The sequence below is a fragment of the Sphingobium sp. B8D3B genome (assembly GCF_025961875.1).
Taxonomy (GTDB): domain Bacteria; phylum Pseudomonadota; class Alphaproteobacteria; order Sphingomonadales; family Sphingomonadaceae; genus Sphingobium.
Genome location: NZ_JAOQON010000001.1, coordinates 948871 through 970173, shown reverse-complemented (window position 1 = coordinate 970173; position 21303 = coordinate 948871). Strand labels below are relative to the sequence as shown.

The following is a 21303-nucleotide window of genomic DNA, read 5'->3' as shown; positions in this document are numbered from 1 at the left end:
GATATCTTTGTCAGGCCCGCTCAGGGGCAGAGTCTGTTTGGGTACCGGAGCGCGGGGTCGCCGTCATTGGCGAGGGGAATCCAGGAGGGCGATAAAGGCCCAGCCAATCGGCCAGAACCAGCCAGAAGAACTCCATCGTTCGTGCATAACGCCGCCAGTAGCGCCTGGGTTCGGTGACCATGCGATAGACCCATTCCAGTCCATTGCGGTTCATCCAAGCTGGCGCCCGCTTTACTGCGTCCGCTTCATAATCGATGACCGCGCCGACCCCCATATAGACCTTCACGCCGGGCATGAGGTGACGGTGCCGATGCATCCATACCTCTTGCTTGGGAGCGCCGAGCCCCACAATCAGACAGGTCGCGCCGGAAGTGTTGATCATATCGATCACCGCAGCGCTCTCCGCCTCGTCATTGACGAAATTGAACGAGGGGCCGTGAGCGCCGACAACAATATCTCGTCCCACGAGTCCATTGACCCGTGTAAGTGCTTGCTGTGCAACCCCCGGCCGCGCGCCGAGAAAGAAGATGCGAACATCAGGATTATTGGCGTGGTGCTTGTAGTAAGCCGGAACGATATCGGAGCCTGAGGTCTTACATTTGATTTTCCGGCCAATAAGACCAAGCGCCCAGTAGACATATTTGCTGTCAGACGAGACCATCACAGCATCAGAATATGCCGCGGCAAATGCCGGATTGCGCTGAAGGTGATAGAGATGATCGGGATTGAGGGTGAAAAGCATGCCCTCATCCAGTCGATCGATGATCTCGGGGATCGTCAGGGAATCTACCCAGGCGTTGAGAAGGCGTGATTGTTGCCACGTCCCAAAGCCAGGGCGCGAGGCCAGCCGAATCTTATCGCTCATCGGCCGAGTAACCTGCCGAACACCCCGCTGGAGCGTTGCGGACGTGCCGACATCGATACGCCACTGCTGATCCCGCCGAGCGCGGCGGCGCGGATCATCTCGATCGTGGCATCCGTTTCAGCGGCGGCAGCGAGATCGTTCTGGACGTCGACGCCGCCAGCCTTGATCGCCTTGCCGAACGCTTCAAGCTGCGCGCTATACTCCTCGCCGCGCAGGTAGAAGCTGACGGGGGCCTGCAACTCGGTGATGTATTTGACGGTCCATCCTTCCTGATAGCCATCCGGAATGGACGCGCCACCCGTGAGGAACACTTGGAGTTCCTGTCGGTCAGCATAAATCTTCCCCCCCTCGCCCCAGATCGAGATGCGCGTCGTCATCTTGCGCACCGAGGGATCGGACCAATTGACGGAGAGCTGGGCGGTAGGGCCGTCGCCAAAGGTCAGGCCTGCATAAACTTCATCATCGACTTCCGCCGAAAAGCCACTCTTCAGCATGGCCCCCGTGCAGCCGGTTGGACGCCCAAAGTACCAGTTGACCAAATTGAGCGGATGCGCGGCATAATCATAGAGGCAGCCGCCGCCCTGCCCAGCCTTGCCACGCCAAGTCGGCTTTGAGGGCTTCAGCACTACCGGGCCATAGGCCTCCGCTTGAACATGGCTCACGCGGCCCAAGGCCCCGGCTTCAAGCAGCGATTTGATCTGATTGAAAGTGCCGATGAAGCGATTGTGATAGCCGACCTGCGCGACGAGCCCGCGAGATTGAGCAAGCTGGGCGAGAGCTTCGCTCTCTGCCGCAGAAAGCGTCAAAGGCTTCTCGCAAAAGACATGCAGCCCCTTCTCCAAGGCGGCACGGACCATTGGGGCATGCGTGGTCGTGGGAGTGGCAATGATCACCGCGTCCAAGCCGGGTTGCGAAATCACGTCGTCATAACTGGCCACATAGGACAGCTTGCCGTACTTCTCGATGACCTGCCCAACCAGGGCGGTGGAGTCGCAGATTGCGGCGACCTCGAAATCCTCCAACGCATTGACGATGCCAAGATGCGATATGCCCATCTTGCCCAAACCAACGACCGCAACACGAATTGCCAAGACCTACCTCCGAACTGTGCGCCGGGCCTATGGCATCCGGGCATAACGCTAGTCAATTCAACAGCCCGGCAGGAGAAAACTGCAGCCGAAGGCTATAAACGCCCCGTTTTGCGCCGCTTTGGCGACACAAATGAAGCGCTGCTTGTCCTCTCAGATTAGTCGATGCGTGCTTACATCCAGTTAAAGCCGCTGCATTTCGCTCGTGAACGCGCGATGATGATAACGGTGCCCACCACGACAAGAAGTTTTATGCTGGGCGTGCGCGTCTGCCTGCCGTGATTGACCCATATGCTTCCGCGCAATAAAGCCATGCCTGCGCGCCCGTAGCTCAGCAGGATAGAGCATCAGATTCCTAATCTGGGGGCCACAGGTTCGAATCCTGTCGGGCGCACCACCTTCCAGCGCCGATCAGTTGACCTGATCGGGCGGGGCGATTGGAATCAGCAAGGGGGCGACGGGTAGCCCCTCTTCCAGCATCTCACGGGTTTCCCTGGCGTTGGCCGTCCCATGGATAAAGCGGCTCTCGGTTTCGCCATAATGCATCGCGCGGGCCTTGTCGGCAAAACGTTCGCCAACCCATTCAGATTGCCCGATCATTTCTGACTGAGCTTGAGCCAGCGCTGTCATCAATGCGCCGATCCGCTCAGCATCCGCCTTGGACATAACTGGAATGGCACCCGCGCCCTCCGGCATGGCGAGATCGGTGCCAGGCGATGTTCTCTGGTTACCCTTGGCCGCCACGGCGGGAGCCATCACCGCTTTCTCGATCCTGTCATCCCCGCAGGTGGGACACTGCAACAGCCCCCCTCCCCGCTGGGTTTCATAGTCCGCAGATGACCGGAACCACACTTCGAAGACATGATCGTGGCCGCATTTGAGATCGAAGGAAATCACGAGAAAACAACGTCCTGAATAGACTTTCTATGAGCCAGTACCGGGATTTTCGAGCGAACCTCGGCAATGCGATCAAGGTCAACATCCGCGAAATACAGTCCCGGCGCCTCCCCCGCGTCGAGCAGCACGGTGCCCCAAGGGTCGACCACCAGACTGTGGCCGTAAGTCCGCCGACCATCCTCATGCAGACGGCATTGGGCGCTCGCAATGACGAAGGCGGCGGATTCAATGGCGCGGGCGCGCAGCAGCACATGCCAGTGCGCCTCACCCGTCGGCACGGTGAAGGCGGCGGGCACGGAGATGATGTCCGCCCCGGCATTGCTCAGCGCACGGAAAAGGTCAGGAAAACGCAGGTCGTAACAGATCGTCAGGCCGATTCTGCCCAACGGCGTTTGCGCCAGAACCGCCTCTTGGCCGCTCTGGTACACACTGGACTCGCGCCAGCGCTCGCCGCTCGTCAGATTAACGTCGAACAGGTGAATCTTGTCATAGCGCGCGCGGATGTCGCCGGCGGCGTCGATGACAAAGCCGCGGTTGAAGCGCTTGCCGGTTTCCGGATCGCGCAGAGCCAGCGATCCGAGATGCACCCACAAGCCCGAAGCCTGCGCGGCCTCACGGACGGCGCGGAGCGTCTCGTCCTCATCCTCGGTCGCCAGCGCGGCTTCTGATCGGGTGCGATCCTGATCGAGCAGGCCGCTCATTTCCGGCGTGAACAGCATGGCTGCGCCGCCGGCCGCTGCATCGTGCACCGCCGTGACCAGTGTCTCGCGATTGCGGGCCGGATCGATGCCGGCATTCATCTGCAAAATGGCAACGCGCACGGCGATAGCCTGGGTCAGGCGTTCAGCAACGAGTCGAGCTTGCCGCTCCGTTCGAGCGCCATCAGATCGTCGCTGCCGCCAATATGCTGGCCGTCGATGAAGATTTGCGGAAAAGTGGCGCGGCCATTGGCGCGCTCGATCATCTCGGCGCGCTTCTCGCCGCCCATGGTCAGATCATATTCCTCGAAGTCGACGCCTTTCTCTCGCAGCAGCGCCGTGGCTCGTGCGCAATATCCGCAAAAGGCCCGCGTGTAGATCTCGACATGCGCCATGCGTGGCTGTTTCCCTTGTGATAAGTCTTAAGACCGGATGTCGTGCGCATGGAAACGAATGTCAATGTTCGCCCATGCCCACCCGCGTCCAGCACAGCACCTCAATCCGCCGCGCGCCCGCAGACCGCAGCACGCGCGCGCAGGCGCTCGCGGTGGCGCCGGTCGTCCAGATATCGTCGATCAGGATCACATGGCGGCCCGCCAAACGCGCGGCCGCTCCGGGGGCGAGCGCGAAGGCGCCCTTCACGATCTTTTGTCGCTCCCGCCGGCTCAGCATATGGAGTGGCGGCGTCGCCTTCACGCGGCGCAAAAGCTCCGGCTCCAGCACGCCGCCAGTCCGGCGGGCAATATGGCGGCCAATCAGCGCGGACTGATTGAACCCACGGGACCAGAGTCGCCAGCGATGCAGCGGGACTGGCAGGAAGAGGGGTGGATCGGCTGATCCTGCGGCTTCGTCTTGCGCGACCAGTCGCGTCATATGCTCCGCCATGACCCGCGCGAGGCTGAGCCGCCGGCCGTATTTCAGGCGATGGGCCACGGTTCGTGCAATCTCGCCATAGGTCATGACGGCGCGCGCGCGATCATAGGGCGGTGGCTCGGAGAGGCAGGCCCCGCACGTCATGTCCCCGCCGAGCGGACCCGGCAGGTCGACCCCGCACGTCGCGCAGATCGGCTCGCCGATAAAATCGATGGACAGCCAACAGTCCGCGCAGAACGTCCCCACCGCGCCGACCACGACACCGCAACCGGGGCATCGCGGTGGCAGCGCATAATCGAGCAGAGGCGCGAGTGCGGCCTGCAAAATCGTCCGAACGGCCATAAGCGGCTTGTTCCACGCGGCGGGAGTCGGCACAAGCCCGGCCATGACTGTCCCGGTGATCTTCAACGAGGCTTTGCGGGCCCAGCGCCGCGACCGCGTCGCCGGCAATTTTCCGGCGCATGACTTTCTGTACGCTGCGATGGCCGATGCCATGCTGGAGCGACTGGACGACGTGACGCGTGCCTTCGAGTCCGCACTCATCATCGGATGCCCGGACCGCCGCCTGATCGATGCCCTTGCCGCGCGAGGTTGCTCGGTAACAGCAGCCGATCCGGGCGCGCGGTTCGCGCAGGCCTGCGGTGGCGACATTATTCGGGAGGATGCCCTCCCCTACCCGCCGGAACGCTTCGACCTCATCCTGTGCTGCGGCACGCTCGATACGATCAACGACCTGCCGGGCGCGCTGATTGCGCTGCACCGCGCGTTGCGGCCCGATGGTTTGCTCCTCCTGACGATGATCGGCGCGGGATCTCTGGCGCGGCTCAAGGCGGCGCTGCTGGCGGCTGACGGGGAGCGGCCTGCCCAGCGCATCCATCCGCAGATCGACGTCCGCGCGCTCGGTGATCTGCTCGCCCGTGCCGGCTTCACCATGCCGGTGGCGGATAGCGACAATCTGGACGTGCGCTACGGCTCGATCTTCAGCCTTATGGCAGATCTGCGCGGCATGGGCGCAGCGCAGTGCCTCGCCTCGCCGCCGCCGCCGCTGACGCGCGCAGGGCTGTCGCTGGCAGCGGCGCACTTCGCGCAGGCCGCTGACCCGGATGGGCGGACGCGGGAACGCTTCGTAGTCCTGCATGGCAGCGGATGGGCGCCCGATCCCGACCAGCCTCGCCCTGCAAGGCGTGGCAGCGCCACGGTGTCGCTGGCGGAGGCTTTGCGCCCCTCCCGCGCCACCGAGAACTAGGCGCTAGAGCAGCGCGTCCAGCATCGCCACGAGCGGTGCGTCGGCGGGGGGCATATCGAGCGCGAACAACTGGTGGGTGTGGAGCCAGCGGCTGTCCGGCGCTTCTGTCGGCTGAACGACGCCCTGCCATTTGCGGCAGACGTACAGCAGAAGCAGTAGCGGTCGCTCCCCGATCATGCCTGTCGCGAAGCTCGCCGGCGCGAGGCAAGCGGTTTCGGTCTCGATCGTGAGTTCTTCGCGCAACTCGCGGATCAGCGCTGCTTCGGGGGTTTCATCGGGCTCGACCTTGCCGCCGGGAAACTCCCACAAGCCGCCCATCGCCTTGTCGTGCGGACGCTGCTGCACGAACACCCTGCCTTGCGCATCCACCAGCGCCGCGGCGACGACGACCAGCGGCGGTTTGCTTTGGTTCATTCCGGTCATGCTCGGGCGATCATCCTACAAATTGTTAACGGCTTGCGCTTTACACCGCGTTGGACCGACATCTGCTTTCAGGAAAACCCTCGTGCGGGCCTTCATCCACAGCCTCCTCGCATCCCAAAAAGGCGCCACCGCCGTCGAATATGGGTTGATCCTCTCCCTGATCGTGCTGGCGCTCGTCACGGGCGTATCGCACCTTGGTTCATCGACGACCCGTACCTGGAATGAAGTATCGAACGAAGTGACCAGCCATTAACCACCATTTTTTTACAACAGGGCCCTAGATTAGGAATTTGGAAATCAATCCGCCGTATCGATAGCCTGCTTGCTGACCCCATTCAGTGGCCGGGTGTGATTGATACCAAGGAATTGAGGAGACATCCTATGAAGACCCTTCGCAAGTTGTTCAAGAACGACAAGGGCGCGACCGCCATCGAATATGGCCTGATCGCAGCCCTGATCGCCGTCGCCGCCATCGCCGGCATGAGCGCCATTGGCGGTAGCCTCGGCAACACGTTCAACAACGTGTCGGACGAGCTCGAGACGCCAGCCGCATCCTGACGAGTTATCAGTTTACTGAGGCTGTTTCGACGACTCCCTCATAAGAACGGGTGGCGACCATTTGGTTGCCACCCGTTTTTGTTCATCAAGCCCAGCGCTCAGTAGGTCACGATCTTGACCCGACTGCCTGCGGACAAGGCAGTGTTGGACGATAACCCGTTCAGCACCAGGAACCGCTCGACCTTGTAATCGTCGAACGCCATGCGGCTGGCGAGTGTCTGGACGGTATCGCCCTGACGCACCGTCACCAGTTGCAAGCGACGCGGCTTGATCGCCGCCGCCTCCTTGTCCGTCATGCGCGTCACGGAGTTGATCAGCGTCGAGAGCGACCCCAGCCCCCGCCCCGCCGGCGTGACCGTAATGAAGTGATAGGCCGTCGAAGGGCCGAACTGATAGGCGACCACCGTCACGTCGAGCCGCGTCCCCTGGCTGTTGGCCATGCTGGCCGACCCTGAAGCGACCGGCAGGCCGTTGATGGTGGTGCGCTGGACGCGAATGTCCGGCGCCTGCCCTTGCCCAGCCAGCTGATTGAAGACTGACTGGACGTAGCCGTCGAGATTGCCACTGAACTGCGCCATCGAGAATTGCGCCTGGCCGGATTGGCCGACAACCGCCACGGCGCTGGCGCCGTTCTGGATCGAGAAACCCTGGGGCGCCGTGAACTTGAGCTTCATCACCGGATGCAGGAACTGATTGCCCTGCACGATCCCGTCCTTGGGATCGTCGCCGTAGATCATGCCGCCCAGCTGATTGAGGAATAGGTCGCGATTGCGCAGCGTGTTGGTCGAGCGTGTCGCCTGCGCATTGGTGAGCGCGCGGCGCACGCGGGAGGCGGGATCGGGGTGTGTGCTGGCCCATTCGGGCACCGCCGTGCCCTGGCCACGTACCTGCCCGTCCAGCGTGTTCTGCGCGGCCAGCGAGGCGAGCATGGAGGACAGCGCCTTAGGATCGTAGCCCGCGCTCGCGAGATAGCGGATGCCAAGATCGTCCGCCTCATATTCCTGCGAGCGAGAGAATTTGAGGGTCAGCAATTGCGTGCCCGTGCCGATGCCGCGTTGCAGGAGCTGGCCCAGCCCAGAATCGCCCGCAACAGCGCCAACCAGCACCTGACCCAGCACGCCGAGGATCGAATTGCGCGTGGCTGCGCTCTGGCGGCGCTGGCCGTGCTGGGCCGCCACGTGGCCGACTTCGTGGCCAAGGACGCCCGCCAGCTCGGCTTCGTCGTTCATGAGCGCCAGCAGCTGGCGAGTCACATAGACATAGCCGCCGGGGATCGCGAACGCGTTGTTCACCGATGAATTGAGCAGGCTGATCGTAAAATCATTCTGCTGGTTCGAAAGGCTTGACTGGACGGCGATGCGCTTGCCGACGCTGGTCACATAGGTAGCCTGCGGGCCATTATAGACGCCGCCGAATTCCGCCAGAAGCTCCGGATGTGCCTTGGCGCCCTGCTGGCGCTCGGACTGGCTCATCGAGGTCGCCGTGCGGATACCGCCCTGCTGTGCCTCGCTCGATTGCGTGGTTGCGCAGCCTGCCACAAGGGCGCCGCTCAACCACAGCATCAGATATTTGCGGCCCATGGCCTCCCCTTCTCATTCAGGTCTATTTTGCGACGAACCGAAAATAGACAGACGTTGAGGGAATGCAAATCGCCTTGGGCTGTTCCCGTTGTCAGGCGCCCATGGCCAGAAACTTCTGCGCTCGCTGCGTGCGCAGCGCATTCGAATCTTCGCTGGCGAGGACGCCAAGCTCTTCCAGAATTGCGCCCTTGAGGCTCCCGATGGCCGAGTCGGGCGCCCGATGAGCACCGCCCACCGGCTCCGGAACGATCCGGTCGATCACCCCCAGGCTGGCGAGTTGCTGCGCGGTGACCTGCATCGCCTGCGCCGCGTCCGCCGCCTTGTCGGCAGTCCGCCAGAGGATGGAGGCACAGCCCTCAGGCGAGATCACAGAATAGATCGCATGTTCGAACATCAACACGCGGTTGGCAGAGGCCAGCGCCACGGCGCCGCCCGATCCGCCCTCGCCGACCACGGCCGCCACCAGCGGCACGCCGAGCGTGAGGCAGGCCTCGGTCGCACGCGCGATTGCCTCGGCCTGACCGCGTTCTTCGGCCTGCACACCGGGAAAGGCGCCTGAGGTGTCGACCAGCGTTACCACGGGCAGGCCGAAACGGTCCGCCAGCTGCATCAGCCGGATCGCCTTGCGATAGCCATCCGGCATGCCCATGCCGAAATTATGCTTTACCCGGCTGGCGGTATCATTGCCCTTCTCATGGCCGATCAGCATCACCTTGCGGCCCTCGATGGTCGCAAAGCCGCCCTGAATGGCCTGATCGTCGGCAAAGGCGCGGTCGCCGGCGAGCGGCATGAAGTCGCTGCACATGCCCTCGACGAAATCGCGGAAGTGCGGCCGCTGCGCATGGCGCGCGACCTGCGTCTTCTGCCAAGGCGTCAACCGCGCGTAGAGATCCCCGAGCATCGCCGTCGAGCGCTGCTGCAGCTTTTCGACCTCCGCATCGATATCGATGGAATCATTGTCCGCCGTCTCGCGCAATTCGTCGATCCGGGCCTGGAGTGCCGCTACCGGCTTCTCAAAGTCGAGATAACTGATCATGCTCGCGCGCTATACGCCGCGTCGCTTGAGGTCAACGAGCGGATGGCGTGCGTTAACGAGGGCGACCAGTCGCGCGGCGTCGACATGGGTGTAAATCTGCGTCGTGGCGATGTCGGCATGGCCCAGCATCGCCTGCAATGCGCGCAGGTCTGCACCCCCTTCCAGCAGATGGGTCGCGAAGGCATGACGCAGGACATGCGGGCTGACCCGCGCCGGATCGATACCAGCCTCGGCGGCCAAAGCGCGCACCAGCTGGAAGAGTCGCACGCGGCTCAAATAGGATTTGCCCGATGGGAAGAGCCAGGCACTGTCCTCCGGCACATGCGCTCGCCACGCGGCCACCGCCGCGCGCGCCCGGTCGGAGATCGGCACGAGCCGCTCGCGCCCGCCCTTACCCCGCAGGATAAGAAAGGGGCGATCGGTCGCCATGGCCTTGGCGGGCAACGAAACCAGTTCGGTCGCACGCAGCCCTGAACCGTAGAGCAACTCGATCAGCGCCGCGAGCCGCAGGTCAAGCGGATTGACCGGCACGCGCGCCACTCGTTCGGCGATCACCGCAAAAATCGCATCGACATCCTGATGAGACAGTATTTTGGGGAGCGGGCGCTGCAGGCTGGGCCTTGCCAGAGTCGCGGCCGGATTGTCAGTCCGCACCGCCTCGGCCTCCAGAAAAGCAAAGAAACCCCGCAGGGCCGAGAGTTTTCGGGCCACCGTCGATGTCGCGAGGTCCCGCCACGATGCAGCCAGCGTAGCGAGCCGGGCCGCGTCCGCATCTGCCAGCCCCTGGCAGCGCGCCGCGGCGTCTTCGAGATCGGTTCGATAGGCGAGCAATGTGTTGCGCGAGGCGCCGCGCTCGGCCGCCATCATAGTGAGATAGCGGCTGATCAGCGTGGCATCGCGCGAACCGACGATCGACTCGCGCTCGTCCGCACCGGCCATCAGAGCCGGGCCATCGCCTCAGCGCCGATCATCCGCGCATAGGTCTCAAGACCGACCGCATTCAGGCTCGAAACGATATAATAAAGCTGCTCGGGCGTCATGTTGCGCCAGTTGAGGCTCTGCATCCCGACGCCCGCCAGCAGCGCTACCGTGCCCTGCTCCCGACGTGCCGCCGCCGCAACGATTGCCCGGACCCATGGACGCCGCGAGGACAGGTTGATCCCGGCATCCTGCAAAAGCTGCGCCCGCTCGCCGGCAGGCAAGCGATTGAGCCCACCCAGCACGGCGACAAGGCTATGACCAAGCAACTTGTCTTCTGCCTCATCGGCGTCGACAAATGCGGCGATACGATTTGCGGACAGGTCCACCGCCGCATCGGGCAGGCCAGTCGCCAGTAGGGCCCAGCTGCGCTGCTGTGCGTCACCGTCCAGTCCCTCGAGCACGCTGCGCCAGCGCGCGGCGCTCCGATCATAGCCGCCCGCAAGCATGGCAGCGATCAGCCAGGGCGTATCCTCGCCTGCTTCGGCGTAGACCCGCAGCGCCGCAGCCGCGCGCGCGACAGCGGGCAAAGCGCCATAGTAAACGCCGCCCGGCCCCGCACTCCAGCCACCTGCCGGCTGGGCCTGCCAGAAATCGCGCATCGCGGAAATTCGCGCGCTGGTATCGCCCGAGCCATAGGCCGTCCGCAACCAGTCGACGCGATCGTTCGCGGCAGCCTCGGCGGACTCGTCCTCGGCCAAGGCAGCGAAGAAGCCCAATGTTGCGGCGCCCGAGAATACGCCCAGTTGCGAGGCGACTCCGACACCCGCCAGACGATCCATCGGCGACAGATTGGCTGCGCGAGCCTGCCAGGCGAGCACCTGCGGCCCGGCTGTCTGGAACAGCGCGGGCGGAATAGCGACATTGGTCGCCGTCGCCAAGCCATAGCGCCATGTCGTAAGCTGGCTCACGCCATCCCACTCGATCTTCACCGAGCGGCGGCTGTTCGGCCCGGCGCCGACCACCTTTTCGGCAAGCCGGTAATCGATGCCCCGGGCGATGCCGCGCCGCTGCGCCTGGCTGAGCAATGCGCTCGCCGTGCCCTGATCTGCCGAGAAGGACGCGCAGATGGCCTGCGCCATGAACCAGCCCGGCTCGTCGCTCATATCCCGCGCGCGCGGCAGCAGCGGGCAGAAGCCGGCGGGATCGGCGGTAGCGAGTTGCACCTGCATCGCCACGGAATAGAGCCGGCGGCTATACTGATCGGCATCGACCTGCTGGATCAGCAGGCGCGCATTATCCGCCTCGCCCATGCGCAGCAGCAGCCATGCGCGCTCGGCGGCCCAGTCCGCACCACCGATGTCAGACGGCGTGGAGACCTGAGAAAGCAACGCCCGACGCATCAAAATGCTCGCCCAGCGGGACATGACCGGCGCGCGCATCGTGCGCATTACGCCGGCAAGAGCTTGCCCATTGCGTTGCCCGAAAGCGCTCTCGCCAAGACCGCCCTGCGCCACCTTGAGCGGGCCGATCCGGTCCAGAGACCGGCGTGCCGACGGGGGCAGGTCGTACTTCTCGGCGATTTCGTCGGCTACCGTCTCGTTCGCCGCCTCGTCGGCCGCCATGGCATTGGCGGCGCGGTCGATCACCGCGCCGGGTGGCAGTAGCGGCGTGGGCGCCGGTGCGGCCGGCCGCGCGGGCTGGGGCGTCGCCGGCTGCGACCCGCTGGGCGATGGCGTCGGTGCGGCATCGCCAAATCCGGGGGGCAGCAGCGATTCAGGGCCGCTCTGTGCCAGCACTGGGATGCTGAGCGCCAGCGCGCTCATCCCCGCCAGCAAGCCAATCTGTCTGCCTCGCACTGCCCTGCCCTAACCGGCAAGTTGCTCGGCGGAAACCGGCAGCTCGATCTCGGTGACGGGTCGTTCAGCGCCATTCCACCAGGACAGCACGAGGAGCAGCACGATGACGACCAACAGAATGACGCCGATCAGCGACAGCGGATTGCGCGGACGGCGTGAGCGATAGGACTGTTGATAAGGGTCGCGGCGGCTGCGTTTCATGATGGGGGATCGGGCCTTACCGTTGCAGTGACATATGCCTGATGGCGTTCGAACGCCGTTGCCTCAGACGTTGGCGGCTGTATAGCCGCGCAGATCATGGGGCGAAACGATAAATATCGCGAAGAGGCCATCGCAGGGTCATCCGCAGGACCATCCATCGTCCTAGTGGGCCTGATGGGCGTGGGAAAGTCCACCATCGGCCGTCGCCTCGCAGCCCGGCTCAACCTGCCCTTTGTCGATGCTGACGACGAGATCGAGCGGGCGGCCGGGATGACCATTCAGGAAATCTTCGACACCTATGGCGAGCCGGCCTTCCGCGATGGCGAACGGCGCGTGATTGCGCGGCTGATTGACGGTGTGCCCAAGGTTGTCGCCACCGGTGGCGGCGCTTTCGTCAATGACGAGACGCGGGCGCTGATCCTCGCGCACGCCACGGCCGTCTGGCTGGATGCGGATATCGACATTCTCGTCGACCGCGTTTCGCGGCGCGATGGCCGCCCCCTGCTCAAGGGCCGTGAGCCGCGCGAAGTGCTCAAGAGCCTCGCTGCGGCGCGCACGCCCTTTTATCAGCAAGCCCCCATCCACATCAAAAGCTCGGATTCGCCGCATGAGGCGACCATCGACAAGATCGTGAAAGCGCTCAACCAATGATCACCGTCCCCGTTTCCCTTGGCGAGCGCAGCTATGATGTCCGCATCGAAGCCGGGCTGATGGAGCGCGCGGGCGAGGCGCTGGCGCCCTTTGCCAGCAGCCGACCCTTTCTGGTCGTGACGGATGCGCATGTCGCTGCGGCCCAATGGCCACGCCTGGCGGCCACGCTGGAGCGGGCCGGGCTGGCGGCCGAGCTGGTGACGCTTCCGGCAGGCGAATCCACCAAGAGCTGGCAGCATCTCGAAGCCCTGACCGACCGGATGATCGCCCATGGCATCGAACGGCGGGACTATGTGATTGCATTGGGCGGCGGGGTGATCGGCGATCTGGTCGGCTTCGCGGCATCCATCGTCAAGCGGGGCTGCAACTTCGTGCAGATCCCGACCACTTTGCTCTCCCAGGTGGATAGTTCGGTCGGCGGCAAGACCGCGATCAATAGCCGGGCAGGCAAGAACCTGCTGGGCGCCTTCCATCAGCCCTCACTGGTGCTGATCGACCCGGACACGCTCGACACGCTCGGCCCGCGCGAAGTGCGCGCCGGCTACGCCGAGGTGGTGAAATATGGCCTGATCGACGATGCCGAGTTTTTCGCATGGTGCGAGGCGAACGGCACGGCGCTGATGGCTGGCGACCCCGAGGCCCGCGCCCATGCCATTGCCCGCAGCGTCGCCGCCAAAGCCGCCATCGTCGCCGAGGATGAGCGCGAGACCAGCGGCCGCCGGGCGCTCCTCAACCTTGGCCACACGTTCGGCCATGCGCTGGAGGCGGAAACCGGCTTTTCGGATCGACTGCTGCATGGCGAGGGCGTCGCGGCGGGCATGGCCCTAGCCTTTGGATACTCCGTGCGGCGCGGCGAATGCCCGCCCGAGGATGCAGAGCGGGTCGTTGCGCATCTGCGCGCCGTCGGCCTGCCGGCGTCGCTGGCGGATGCGGGCGTGTCCGCGTCCGGCGCGCGGCTCGTCGAGCATATGCTGCATGACAAGAAGATGAGCAGCGGCACCCTGCCCTTCCTGCTGGCCCGTGGCATCGGCAAGACCTATCTCGCCAAGGATGTCGATCTGGCGGACGTTGCCGCCTATCTCGACGGCGCCTGAAACAGGCAGATCGCCTCAGTCAGCGCGCGCGAGTTGCCAGGCCAACCAGAGCCATCCCAGGATCATCACCACGCCGCCAATCGGTGTGACCGCGCCCAGCCAGCGGGGGGCACCCAGCGCCATGGCGTAGAGCGTGGCGGCGAACAGCGCGCTGCCGGTCAGCAATGTCCATGAAGGACCATTGCTGACCGGCAGGCGCAGCAACGCAAGCACCGCCACGGCATGGACAAGCTGATAGACGCCACCGGTCCGCAACCACTCCGCGGCCTGCGGGCTGCTGGCCGCATGAGCGCCGAATGCCGACGCACCAATGGACAAGGCGGCGCTCAGCGCGGCCAGTATGCCGATCATGACGACGTCTCCCCGTGCGCATCCTCTTGTGCGCGAGCGAGGGCGGCGGCCGTGGCCTCGAATGCCAGTCGCATTGAGGGGTGCCGGGCGGGATAATCGCGACCGGCTGCGAGCAAGGCGAGATCCGGCCAGTCCGGCAGGGCATCCTGCTCCCCGGCCAGATAGCCCCGCCATGCCTCGCTCACCGACTCGATGGTTGCGTGGTCTGCACCGACAGCTTGCGCGGCGAGAATCGCCGAGGCGGCCTGCCCCAGCGCGCAGGCCTTGGCATCGACCCCGAAGGCGGTGATGCGGCCGGCCTCATCCACCCGCAAGCTAACCGAGACACGACTGCCGCAGGTCGGCGAGCGCCGCTCCTCGACGAAATCAGCCTGATCGAGCGGCGGATAGGCCGAAATACCGGCAGCGCGACGCAGCACATCCATACTGTAGAGCGCGCTGCTCATGCGCCGGTGCCTTCACTGCGCGGCATTGCTGTCCTCGCCACTCGCGTTGCTACTGTCAGCGCCATCATCCTCAAGAATACCGAGCAGGCCACCGCGTCGGCTGTTCTCCGCCATCCAGCCGCTCATCGCCGCGCCGCTCGCGCTCAGGAGCGGATAGGAGCGGGACAATCGCATCCAGTCCGGCCGATTGGTCTGCACGCCGTAGATGGCATCATAGCCGATCGTGAACAGCACGAAGGCGATGGTCGCCACCAGCAGGCCCTTGATGGCGCCGAAGCCTAGGCCCAGCGTCCGGTCAAACAGGCCGAGCAGCGAGGTCTTGGTCTTGTCGCCGATCCAGCGCGCCAGCAGCGTGCCCAGCATGAAGACGACGCCGAACACCGCGACGAATGCCAGCAGCGCCGCCACATATTCCGCCCCCACAATGGTGTCGAGCAGAGCGGTGAACGGCGCGTGGAACAGCCGCACCGCGACGATGGCGCCAATGAGTGCAGCAAGCGACAGCGATTCGGTTACGAAACCGCGCAGGAAGCCCCGCACGGCCAAGCCACCGATGAGCAGAAGAACGGCAAAATCCAGCACGGTCATGCCGGCTGGCTAGTCCCGCCCAAGCAGATGGTCAACAAGATCGCCGAGCCGGCGGAATCCGGTCGTCGAAATGCCGCTGGCTTGCGCCGCGCTGGATGCCGGCAACAAGGCACGCCCGAAGCCGAGCTTGGCGGCTTCCCGCAGGCGCAGCGCACTATGGGCGACCGGGCGCAACTCGCCGGACAGCGCGATTTCCCCGAGCATCACCGCGTCATGCGGCACGGGTTTTTCGGAAAGCGCCGAGATCAGGGCAGCAGCGACGGCAAGGTCGGCGGCCGGGTCTTGTAAGCGGTAACCACCGGCGACATTGAGATAGACCTCGCAAGTCGCGAAGCTCAGGCCGCAGCGCGCTTCGAGCACGGCCAGCACCATGGCCAGCCGGCCGCTGTCCCAGCCGACCACGGCCCGGCGCGGGGTCGCGCCGCTGGCCAGTCTCACCGTCAGCGCCTGCACTTCCACCAGCACCGGCCGTGTGCCTTCAAGCGCGGGGAAGACCGCCGTACCCGCCACGCGCTCCTCGCGGTCGGTCAGGAACAGCGCCGAGGGGTTACCGACTTCCTGCAGCCCCTCCTCAACCATCGCGAACACGCCGATCTCGTCCGTGCCGCCGAAGCGATTCTTGATCGCGCGCAGGATGCGATACTGATGGCTGCGTTCGCCCTCAAAGCTGAGCACGGTATCCACCATATGCTCCAGCACGCGCGGACCGGCGATGGTCCCATCCTTGGTGACATGGCCGACAAGAATGAGCGCCGTCCCGCCCCGCTTAGCAAAGCGAATCAGCTCTTGCGCGCTCGCCCGCACCTGGCTGACCGTGCCCGGCGCGCCTTCGATCAGGTCGCTGTGCATGGTCTGGATCGAATCGATGATGAGCAGATCGGGTTCTTCCCGCTGCCCCAAGGTCGTCAGAATATCCCGCACCGACGTAGCGCTGGCGAGATGCACCGGCGCATCGCCCAGCCCCAGCCGCCGGGCGCGCAGCCTGACCTGATCGGCAGCTTCCTCGCCACTCACATAAACGACATGCCGCCCGGCCTTGGCCATCCGCGCGGCAGCTTGAAGCAGCAGGGTGGATTTGCCGATGCCTGGATCGCCGCCGATCAGACTGGCGGACCCCGCCACCAGTCCCCCGCCAACTGCACGATCGAACTCTGGCAGGCCGGTCGTCATCCGCTCTGGCAGAGCGATATCCGCATCCAAGCCAATCAGATTGATCGCCTGTCCGCCGGCCTGCAGATCGTGCTTGGCCGAGAAGGCCGTGGGCGGCGCTTCTTCGACAAGGCTATTCCATTCTCCGCAGTCGTCACACTGCCCTTGCCAGCGGGACGCCACCGCCCCGCAAGCCTGGCACACATATCGACGTTTCACTTTCGCCATGCGCCCTCTTAGCAGAACGAAGAGGGAACGCCAGAGGCGAGGTCAGCTCTTCATGAGGATCTGTTCGATCTCGTCGACCGGATGGCTGGTGAGCGTCTTCCCGATTTCGCCGGCGAGCCGATCCTTGAGCGTCTTGTGATAATGGCGGCGCATCTCCCCCAGGGTGATCGGTGCCGCGACGATGACGAGGTGGTCGAACGAGCCCTCCATGGCGCGCTTGTTGAGCAGCGCGACCGCATCCGCTGCGAACCGATCTTCCGCCTGCTGCTTGAAGTCGGTTTCTTCCATCGCGCTGCGATCTTGGCTGTTGGGTGCCGAGGCGAAGCTGCGCCCGGGACGATCGGTCGAAAGATCCTGATCCTGCTCGGATTTCTGCTCCACCGCCTCTTCGACCTGAAGGTTGAGAAACTCCTCGTCGCCAGCATTACGGAACAGCAGCATCTTGCTGCCATCGACCACCATCACGAGCGCGTCATGAGCAACTTTCATCATCATCCTCCAAGATTGCGATATAAGTTGAATGGCTGAGCTGGCGCGGAGTTGCCTTTTTCTTGGCCATGGGGTTGCCTTGCGGCCGATAAGGCCAAATCTACGGCGCAATGATCAAGGTCGCTTCCTACAACATCCGCAAAGCCGTCGGCACCGATCGGCGCCGTATGCCAGAGCGCATCATTGATGTGCTGAACGAACTGGATGCCGATGTGATTGCCCTGCAGGAAGCCGACCGCCGCTTCGGCATCCGCCATGCAGTGCTACCGGATCGCCTGCTGGAGATGCATTCGGATTATCGCGCCATCGAGTTGCCGACGCGAGTCGAGAGCATGGGCTGGCACGGCAACGCGCTTCTCGTCCGGCGCGACCAGAGCCATGCCGATGCCAGCGTGATCCATCTCCCCTGCCTCGAGCCGCGCGGCGCTGTGATGGCCTGTATCGAGATCAAGGGCATTCGCCTGCGGACGGTGGGGATGCACCTCGACCTCTCCGGCCTCTGGCGGCGGCGGCAGGCTGCGGCGGTTCAGCATCATGTCGATATGGTAGACGTCCAGCATCCCGCCGATGCGACCATCCTGATGGGCGACACGAACGAGTGGACCGCCAATCGCGGGTGCCTGCAGGATTTCTCGCGCCACTATGACATCGCGCCATGCGGCCGCAGTTTCCACGCCCGCCGCCAGATTGCCGAACTCGACCGGATCATGTGGCGGGGCGGCCTGACGCTGACCGACAGCGGCGTCCATTCCTCCGTTCTGGCCCGGCGCGCGTCCGATCATCTGCCGGTCTGGGCCACGTTCGACCTTCGCTGATTTGCGGATAATCCGTGCAACGGCTCGACAAGCCGGCCGTAGCGCGCCAATCTGCGCTCATGCGGGAGAAGGAACTGAGGCTGGCGCTGGTCTGCTATGGTGGAGTCAGCCTCGCGGTCTACATGCACGGGGTCACCAAGGAAATCTGGCATCTGGCGCAGGCCAGCCGGGATTTCCGCAGCGGTCGGCCGGGCAATCTCGTTTATCAGCGCATTCTGGAGACCTGCCTTGCGGAGACCGGCCTGCGGGTGCGGATTCTGCCGGACATCATCGCCGGGGCCAGCGCGGGCGGCATCAACGGCGTGTATCTGGCGCAGGCCATAGAGAGCGGTCAGTCGCTCGACCCGCTGACCGAACTGTGGCTGCGCTGCGCCGATGTCGACATCCTGCTCGATCCGGACGCGCGCCCGCTCTCGCGCTTCACCAAATTCTGGGCCGCGCCGCTGCTCTGGCTGCTGCTGCGCCGCCGCAATGACACGGTGTCCCGCACCGTGGCGCCGGAAACGCGCTCGGAGGTGCGACGCAAGCTGTCCAACTTCATTCGGGCGCGCTGGTTCGCGCCTCCCTTCGGCGGCAAGGGGTTTACCGAGCTGTTGCTCAATGCCTTCGATGCGATGGAAAAGGCGCGCGAGACGGAGCCGGAGAAGAGCGGAGGATCGCTGCTGCCGCGTGGGCATCCGCTGGACCTGTTCGTCACCGCCACGGATTTCACCGGCCATGAGGAACGGCTGCGCCTCAATAGCCCGCCGGAGATCAGCGAGACGGAGCACCGGCTCACGATAAGCTTCCATGCCCGGGGCGGGCAACCGCGCACACTCGCCGACCCTGCCGAACTCGCCTTCGCGGCGCGTGCGACGGCCAGTTTTCCGGGCGCCTTTCCGCCGTTCACGGCTCGGGAAATGGACAAGGTGCTTGCCGACCGCGACCGCGCCTGGCCCGGTCGCGATGCGTTTTTGCGCCGTGTGCTCCCCGGTCACAGCGCCACCGGCGATGCGGAGGATGCCGTGCTGATCGACGGATCGGTGCTGGCCAATGCGCCCTTCGCCCAAGCAATCGATGCGCTCAAGAACCGCCCGGCGCGGCGGACGGTCGACCGGCGCTTTGTGTTCATCGAGCCGACGCCCAGTGCGCCGGGCTTTCGCCTCACCTCCCCTTCCCACCATGCGCAGAATGGTGAGCGCCCGGTCCCGGGCTTCTTCCGCACGATCTTCGGCGCGGTCAGCGATATTCCGCGCGAACAGCCGATCCGGGACAATCTGGAGGCGATTGGCGCCCGCTCCAGCCGCATTCACCGGATGCTGGAAATCACTGAGCGCTTGCGGCCGGACATCGAGCGGACCGTGGACCAGACCGTCGGCCTCAGCCTACTGCTCAGCCGGCCCTCGCCGCGCCGTCTGGCGCATCTGCGCGCGAAGCTGCAGCAAAAGGCTTCGCGGGCGGCGGGCTTTGCCTATCCCGCTTATGGCTATCTCAAATATGCCGGCATCATCGATGAACTGGCCGATCTGCTCAGCCAACTCCGCGATGGCCCACGCACGGCCACACGCGAAAGCCTGCGGGAGCGCCTGCGAGCGCAGCTCCATGCGGCGGGCGTGGACCAGATGGATCCCGGGTCGGGCGATGGCGCAAGCGCGGCGCTCATTCTGTTCTATCGCAATCACGACATTGCGTTCCGCATCCGCCGGCTGCGCTTCCTCGCCCGGCGCCTCGTCCAGCTCCGTGAGCAGACTGTGGAAGGCGCCAGCGAGGAGGATGAGGGGAACGGCGCCGCGCTCTCCGCCATGCAGGATATGCTCTACGAGGCCATCGGCCTTTATGCCGAACGTCAGACGCCCGCATGGTTTGGCGCGGGCACACGCGAAGCCCTGCGGCCGCATGGCGATGACCTGATGGCGTCCCTTGCGATCATCGCGGAAGCGCGGGGCTTGCGGGATCTGGACCAGCAGATCGACGCGCGTTTTGCGGCCGCTTGTGTGGCGCTCCCGGCCGAGGACCGGCGGACCTTGCTCAAGGCCTATCTCGGCTTCCCTTATTACGACATTGCGACCTTTCCGCTCCTGCAGGGAGAAGGTCTGGATGAGTACGACCCCATCAAGGTGGATCGGATATCTCCCGAAGATGCCGTGGCGATCCGCAAGGGCGGCGCACCAGCGACGCTGCGTGGCATCGAATTCAACTGCTTCGGGGCGTTCTTCAGCCGTGCCTATCGCGAGAACGACTATCTCTGGGGTCGGCTCCATGGGGCTGATCGGCTGATCGACATCCTGCTCTCCACCATGCCGCCGGAAATCGCCGCCGATGACGCCCGCAAGGCGGCATGGAAGCGCGCGGCATTTGAAGCGATTCTGGATGAGGAAGAACCAAGACTGACCCTGATCCCGGGCCAGATTGAGGCCATCCGCGCCGAGATCGCGCAGATCGGCGCCTAGGCCGCGTGGACGAATTCGGTGCTTTCGCGCAATGTCGGCCATCCGGCGTTGCCGTCCCGGAGCAGACATTCCGGATACGACGACATTACCGACATAAAGTCTTAGCGTTCACGAGGTACAGAAACGCGATGGCTATTCGTTGCGCTCTTTTGCCTTCCTTTGTTGCGCTAGCTCTGAGCTTCGGAGCTGACTCATCGCACGCACGCAACCATGAACCACATGAGATCGAAGCTGAGCGAAACACGATAGGGGCATTTAACCTCACTGTCGTCTCTTCGCTTAAATGGCTGAAGGGCGAGCCATTTGTCCAAGGAGTGCAGTGCGTTAGCAGATCTCCTAGCTTTCTTTTTAGCGTCGACCGGTTTGGAGACATGCGTTTCGACATCAGGGGCAATGGCCCGTTCGATGAAAGCGAAATGCCTATTTACCAGTTCAGCACGTTGAACATCTTATGGGTAAAGATCGGTCATACGAAATTCGAGGCCAAGCCTAAGAGTACCATGTATCCAAGGGAGCGTTTGAGCGATTTTCCTTATAAGCTCGGCGATCGCGACGAGATCATGCTCAGCAGTTTTAGTGGACATTTGATGGTCCGCCGCAATGTGCGTTCGCCCTGGCTGAAGCTGTCCACCATTGTTCCCACGCTGATTGAGGCCAAACGCTTCGAGATTGGCATTCGCGACGATGAGGAGGTTCCCCTTCGCACTATCTCATTAGATGTTGGACCCCTCCGCGAAGCGCTGAAGTGGTGCGATGACAATCTCAATTCGGATGTTCCATATCGGCTGAAGATACCAGCGTCCGAAGCAGGTTATTGATCA

25 protein-coding genes and 1 tRNA gene are annotated in these 21303 nt (G+C 64.1%); 9 read left to right on the top strand and 17 right to left on the bottom strand.

The features are described from left to right. Positions 1 to 10: 10 nt before the first annotated feature. Both M2343_RS04545 and M2343_RS04540 read right to left on the bottom strand, forming a co-directional pair. Positions 11 to 865: a WecB/TagA/CpsF family glycosyltransferase gene (locus tag M2343_RS04545; protein WP_264575749.1), complete on the bottom strand. Its 855-nt coding sequence runs from the start codon at positions 863 to 865 to the stop codon at positions 11 to 13. Continuing rightward, positions 862 to 1956, bottom strand: a complete 1095-nt coding sequence (locus M2343_RS04540; protein ID WP_264575748.1) for a Gfo/Idh/MocA family protein — start codon at positions 1954 to 1956, stop codon at positions 862 to 864. The genes M2343_RS04545 and M2343_RS04540 overlap by 4 nt, the downstream gene beginning before the upstream one ends. 317 nt (positions 1957 to 2273) lie before the next feature. Between M2343_RS04540 and M2343_RS04535 the strand changes: the two genes are divergently transcribed. Continuing rightward, a tRNA-Arg gene (locus tag M2343_RS04535) sits at positions 2274 to 2350 on the top strand. A 14-nt stretch (positions 2351 to 2364) separates the two neighbouring features. On the opposite strand, the gene M2343_RS04530 is transcribed toward M2343_RS04535, so the two are convergent. The 4 genes from M2343_RS04530 to M2343_RS04515 form a co-directional block, all read right to left on the bottom strand. Then, positions 2365 to 2850 (bottom strand): DUF1178 family protein, encoded by a 486-nt coding sequence (locus M2343_RS04530; protein WP_264575747.1) that lies wholly within the window; start codon positions 2848 to 2850, stop codon positions 2365 to 2367. Beyond that, on the bottom strand, positions 2847 to 3671 hold the full coding sequence (locus M2343_RS04525) for a carbon-nitrogen hydrolase family protein (RefSeq protein ID WP_264575746.1): 825 nt from the start codon (positions 3669 to 3671) through the stop codon (positions 2847 to 2849). Before M2343_RS04525 ends, M2343_RS04530 begins: the two co-directional genes overlap by 4 nt. Positions 3672 to 3685: 14 nt before the next feature. Then, complete coding sequence (grxC, locus tag M2343_RS04520) at positions 3686 to 3943, bottom strand: glutaredoxin 3 (RefSeq protein ID WP_264575745.1); 258 nt, start codon at positions 3941 to 3943, stop codon at positions 3686 to 3688. Between the two features lie 61 nt (positions 3944 to 4004). Further along, entirely contained in the window at positions 4005 to 4763 is a 759-nt protein-coding gene (locus tag M2343_RS04515) for a ComF family protein (RefSeq protein WP_264575744.1), read from the bottom strand. Between the two features lie 43 nt (positions 4764 to 4806). Between M2343_RS04515 and M2343_RS04510 the strand changes: the two genes are divergently transcribed. Then, on the top strand, positions 4807 to 5667 hold the full coding sequence (locus tag M2343_RS04510; RefSeq protein WP_264575743.1) for a class I SAM-dependent methyltransferase: 861 nt from the start codon (positions 4807 to 4809) through the stop codon (positions 5665 to 5667). A gap of 3 nt (positions 5668 to 5670) precedes the next feature. On the opposite strand, the gene M2343_RS04505 is transcribed toward M2343_RS04510, so the two are convergent. Beyond that, positions 5671 to 6081, bottom strand: coding sequence for a (deoxy)nucleoside triphosphate pyrophosphohydrolase (locus tag M2343_RS04505; protein ID WP_264575742.1), 411 nt, complete (start codon positions 6079 to 6081; stop codon positions 5671 to 5673). 91 nt (positions 6082 to 6172) lie between these two features. Between M2343_RS04505 and M2343_RS04500 the strand changes: the two genes are divergently transcribed. Both M2343_RS04500 and M2343_RS04495 read left to right on the top strand, forming a co-directional pair. Beyond that, positions 6173 to 6343, top strand: a complete 171-nt coding sequence (locus tag M2343_RS04500) for a Flp family type IVb pilin (protein WP_264570342.1) — start codon at positions 6173 to 6175, stop codon at positions 6341 to 6343. 128 nt (positions 6344 to 6471) lie between these two features. Then, positions 6472 to 6648, top strand: coding sequence for a Flp family type IVb pilin (locus tag M2343_RS04495; RefSeq protein WP_181559709.1), 177 nt, complete (start codon positions 6472 to 6474; stop codon positions 6646 to 6648). A gap of 98 nt (positions 6649 to 6746) precedes the next feature. Here M2343_RS04495 and M2343_RS04490 read toward each other — a convergent pair whose 3' ends face one another. The 5 genes from M2343_RS04490 to M2343_RS04470 form a co-directional block, all read right to left on the bottom strand. After that, complete coding sequence (locus M2343_RS04490; protein ID WP_264575741.1) at positions 6747 to 8228, bottom strand: M48 family metalloprotease; 1482 nt, start codon at positions 8226 to 8228, stop codon at positions 6747 to 6749. A gap of 91 nt (positions 8229 to 8319) precedes the next feature. Continuing rightward, positions 8320 to 9264 carry an acetyl-CoA carboxylase carboxyltransferase subunit alpha gene (locus tag M2343_RS04485; protein WP_264575740.1) on the bottom strand — a complete coding sequence of 315 codons (945 nt, stop codon included), beginning with the start codon at positions 9262 to 9264 and terminating at the stop codon, positions 8320 to 8322. 9 nt (positions 9265 to 9273) lie between these two features. Further along, on the bottom strand, positions 9274 to 10203 hold the full coding sequence (locus M2343_RS04480; protein ID WP_264575739.1) for a tyrosine recombinase: 930 nt from the start codon (positions 10201 to 10203) through the stop codon (positions 9274 to 9276). Beyond that, the gene (locus M2343_RS04475) at positions 10203 to 12008 is read right to left on the bottom strand and encodes a hypothetical protein (RefSeq protein WP_264577492.1); all 1806 of its coding nucleotides are present in this window, start codon (positions 12006 to 12008) and stop codon (positions 10203 to 10205) included. Before M2343_RS04475 ends, M2343_RS04480 begins: the two co-directional genes overlap by 1 nt. A gap of 42 nt (positions 12009 to 12050) precedes the next feature. Beyond that, complete coding sequence (locus M2343_RS04470) at positions 12051 to 12242, bottom strand: hypothetical protein (RefSeq protein ID WP_264575738.1); 192 nt, start codon at positions 12240 to 12242, stop codon at positions 12051 to 12053. A gap of 96 nt (positions 12243 to 12338) precedes the next feature. Between M2343_RS04470 and M2343_RS04465 the strand changes: the two genes are divergently transcribed. Further along, positions 12339 to 12893: a shikimate kinase gene (locus M2343_RS04465; RefSeq protein WP_264575737.1), complete on the top strand. Its 555-nt coding sequence runs from the start codon at positions 12339 to 12341 to the stop codon at positions 12891 to 12893. Further along, positions 12890 to 13987 (top strand): 3-dehydroquinate synthase, encoded by a 1098-nt coding sequence (gene aroB, locus M2343_RS04460; RefSeq protein WP_264575736.1) that lies wholly within the window; start codon positions 12890 to 12892, stop codon positions 13985 to 13987. Before M2343_RS04465 ends, aroB begins: the two co-directional genes overlap by 4 nt. 15 nt (positions 13988 to 14002) lie before the next feature. Here aroB and M2343_RS04455 read toward each other — a convergent pair whose 3' ends face one another. The 5 genes from M2343_RS04455 to M2343_RS04435 are packed head-to-tail and all read right to left on the bottom strand — an operon-like array spanning position 14003 to position 17238. Then, a complete protein-coding gene (locus M2343_RS04455) occupies positions 14003 to 14338 on the bottom strand; it encodes a DUF423 domain-containing protein (protein WP_264570348.1) in 336 nt (111 codons plus the stop codon). Beyond that, on the bottom strand, positions 14335 to 14784 hold the full coding sequence (locus M2343_RS04450) for an iron-sulfur cluster assembly scaffold protein (RefSeq protein WP_264575735.1): 450 nt from the start codon (positions 14782 to 14784) through the stop codon (positions 14335 to 14337). The genes M2343_RS04455 and M2343_RS04450 overlap by 4 nt, the downstream gene beginning before the upstream one ends. 12 nt (positions 14785 to 14796) lie before the next feature. Beyond that, the gene (locus M2343_RS04445) at positions 14797 to 15372 is read right to left on the bottom strand and encodes a CvpA family protein (RefSeq protein WP_264575734.1); all 576 of its coding nucleotides are present in this window, start codon (positions 15370 to 15372) and stop codon (positions 14797 to 14799) included. 9 nt (positions 15373 to 15381) lie between these two features. Continuing rightward, entirely contained in the window at positions 15382 to 16749 is a 1368-nt protein-coding gene (gene radA / locus M2343_RS04440) for a DNA repair protein RadA (protein ID WP_264570350.1), read from the bottom strand. A gap of 42 nt (positions 16750 to 16791) precedes the next feature. Then, positions 16792 to 17238, bottom strand: coding sequence for a host attachment family protein (locus M2343_RS04435; protein WP_264572878.1), 447 nt, complete (start codon positions 17236 to 17238; stop codon positions 16792 to 16794). Positions 17239 to 17348: 110 nt separating this feature from the next. On the opposite strand from M2343_RS04435, the gene M2343_RS04430 reads away from it, so the two are divergent. The 3 genes from M2343_RS04430 to M2343_RS04420 all read left to right on the top strand — a co-directional run bounded on the left by M2343_RS04430 (position 17349) and on the right by M2343_RS04420 (position 21300). Then, positions 17349 to 18053, top strand: coding sequence for an endonuclease/exonuclease/phosphatase family protein (locus M2343_RS04430; protein ID WP_181559721.1), 705 nt, complete (start codon positions 17349 to 17351; stop codon positions 18051 to 18053). 59 nt (positions 18054 to 18112) lie between these two features. Further along, positions 18113 to 20482 (top strand): patatin-like protein, encoded by a 2370-nt coding sequence (locus M2343_RS04425; RefSeq protein ID WP_264577491.1) that lies wholly within the window; start codon positions 18113 to 18115, stop codon positions 20480 to 20482. A 371-nt stretch (positions 20483 to 20853) separates the two neighbouring features. Further along, entirely contained in the window at positions 20854 to 21300 is a 447-nt protein-coding gene (locus tag M2343_RS04420) for a hypothetical protein (protein WP_264575733.1), read from the top strand. The last annotated feature ends 3 nt before the right edge of the window (positions 21301 to 21303 follow it).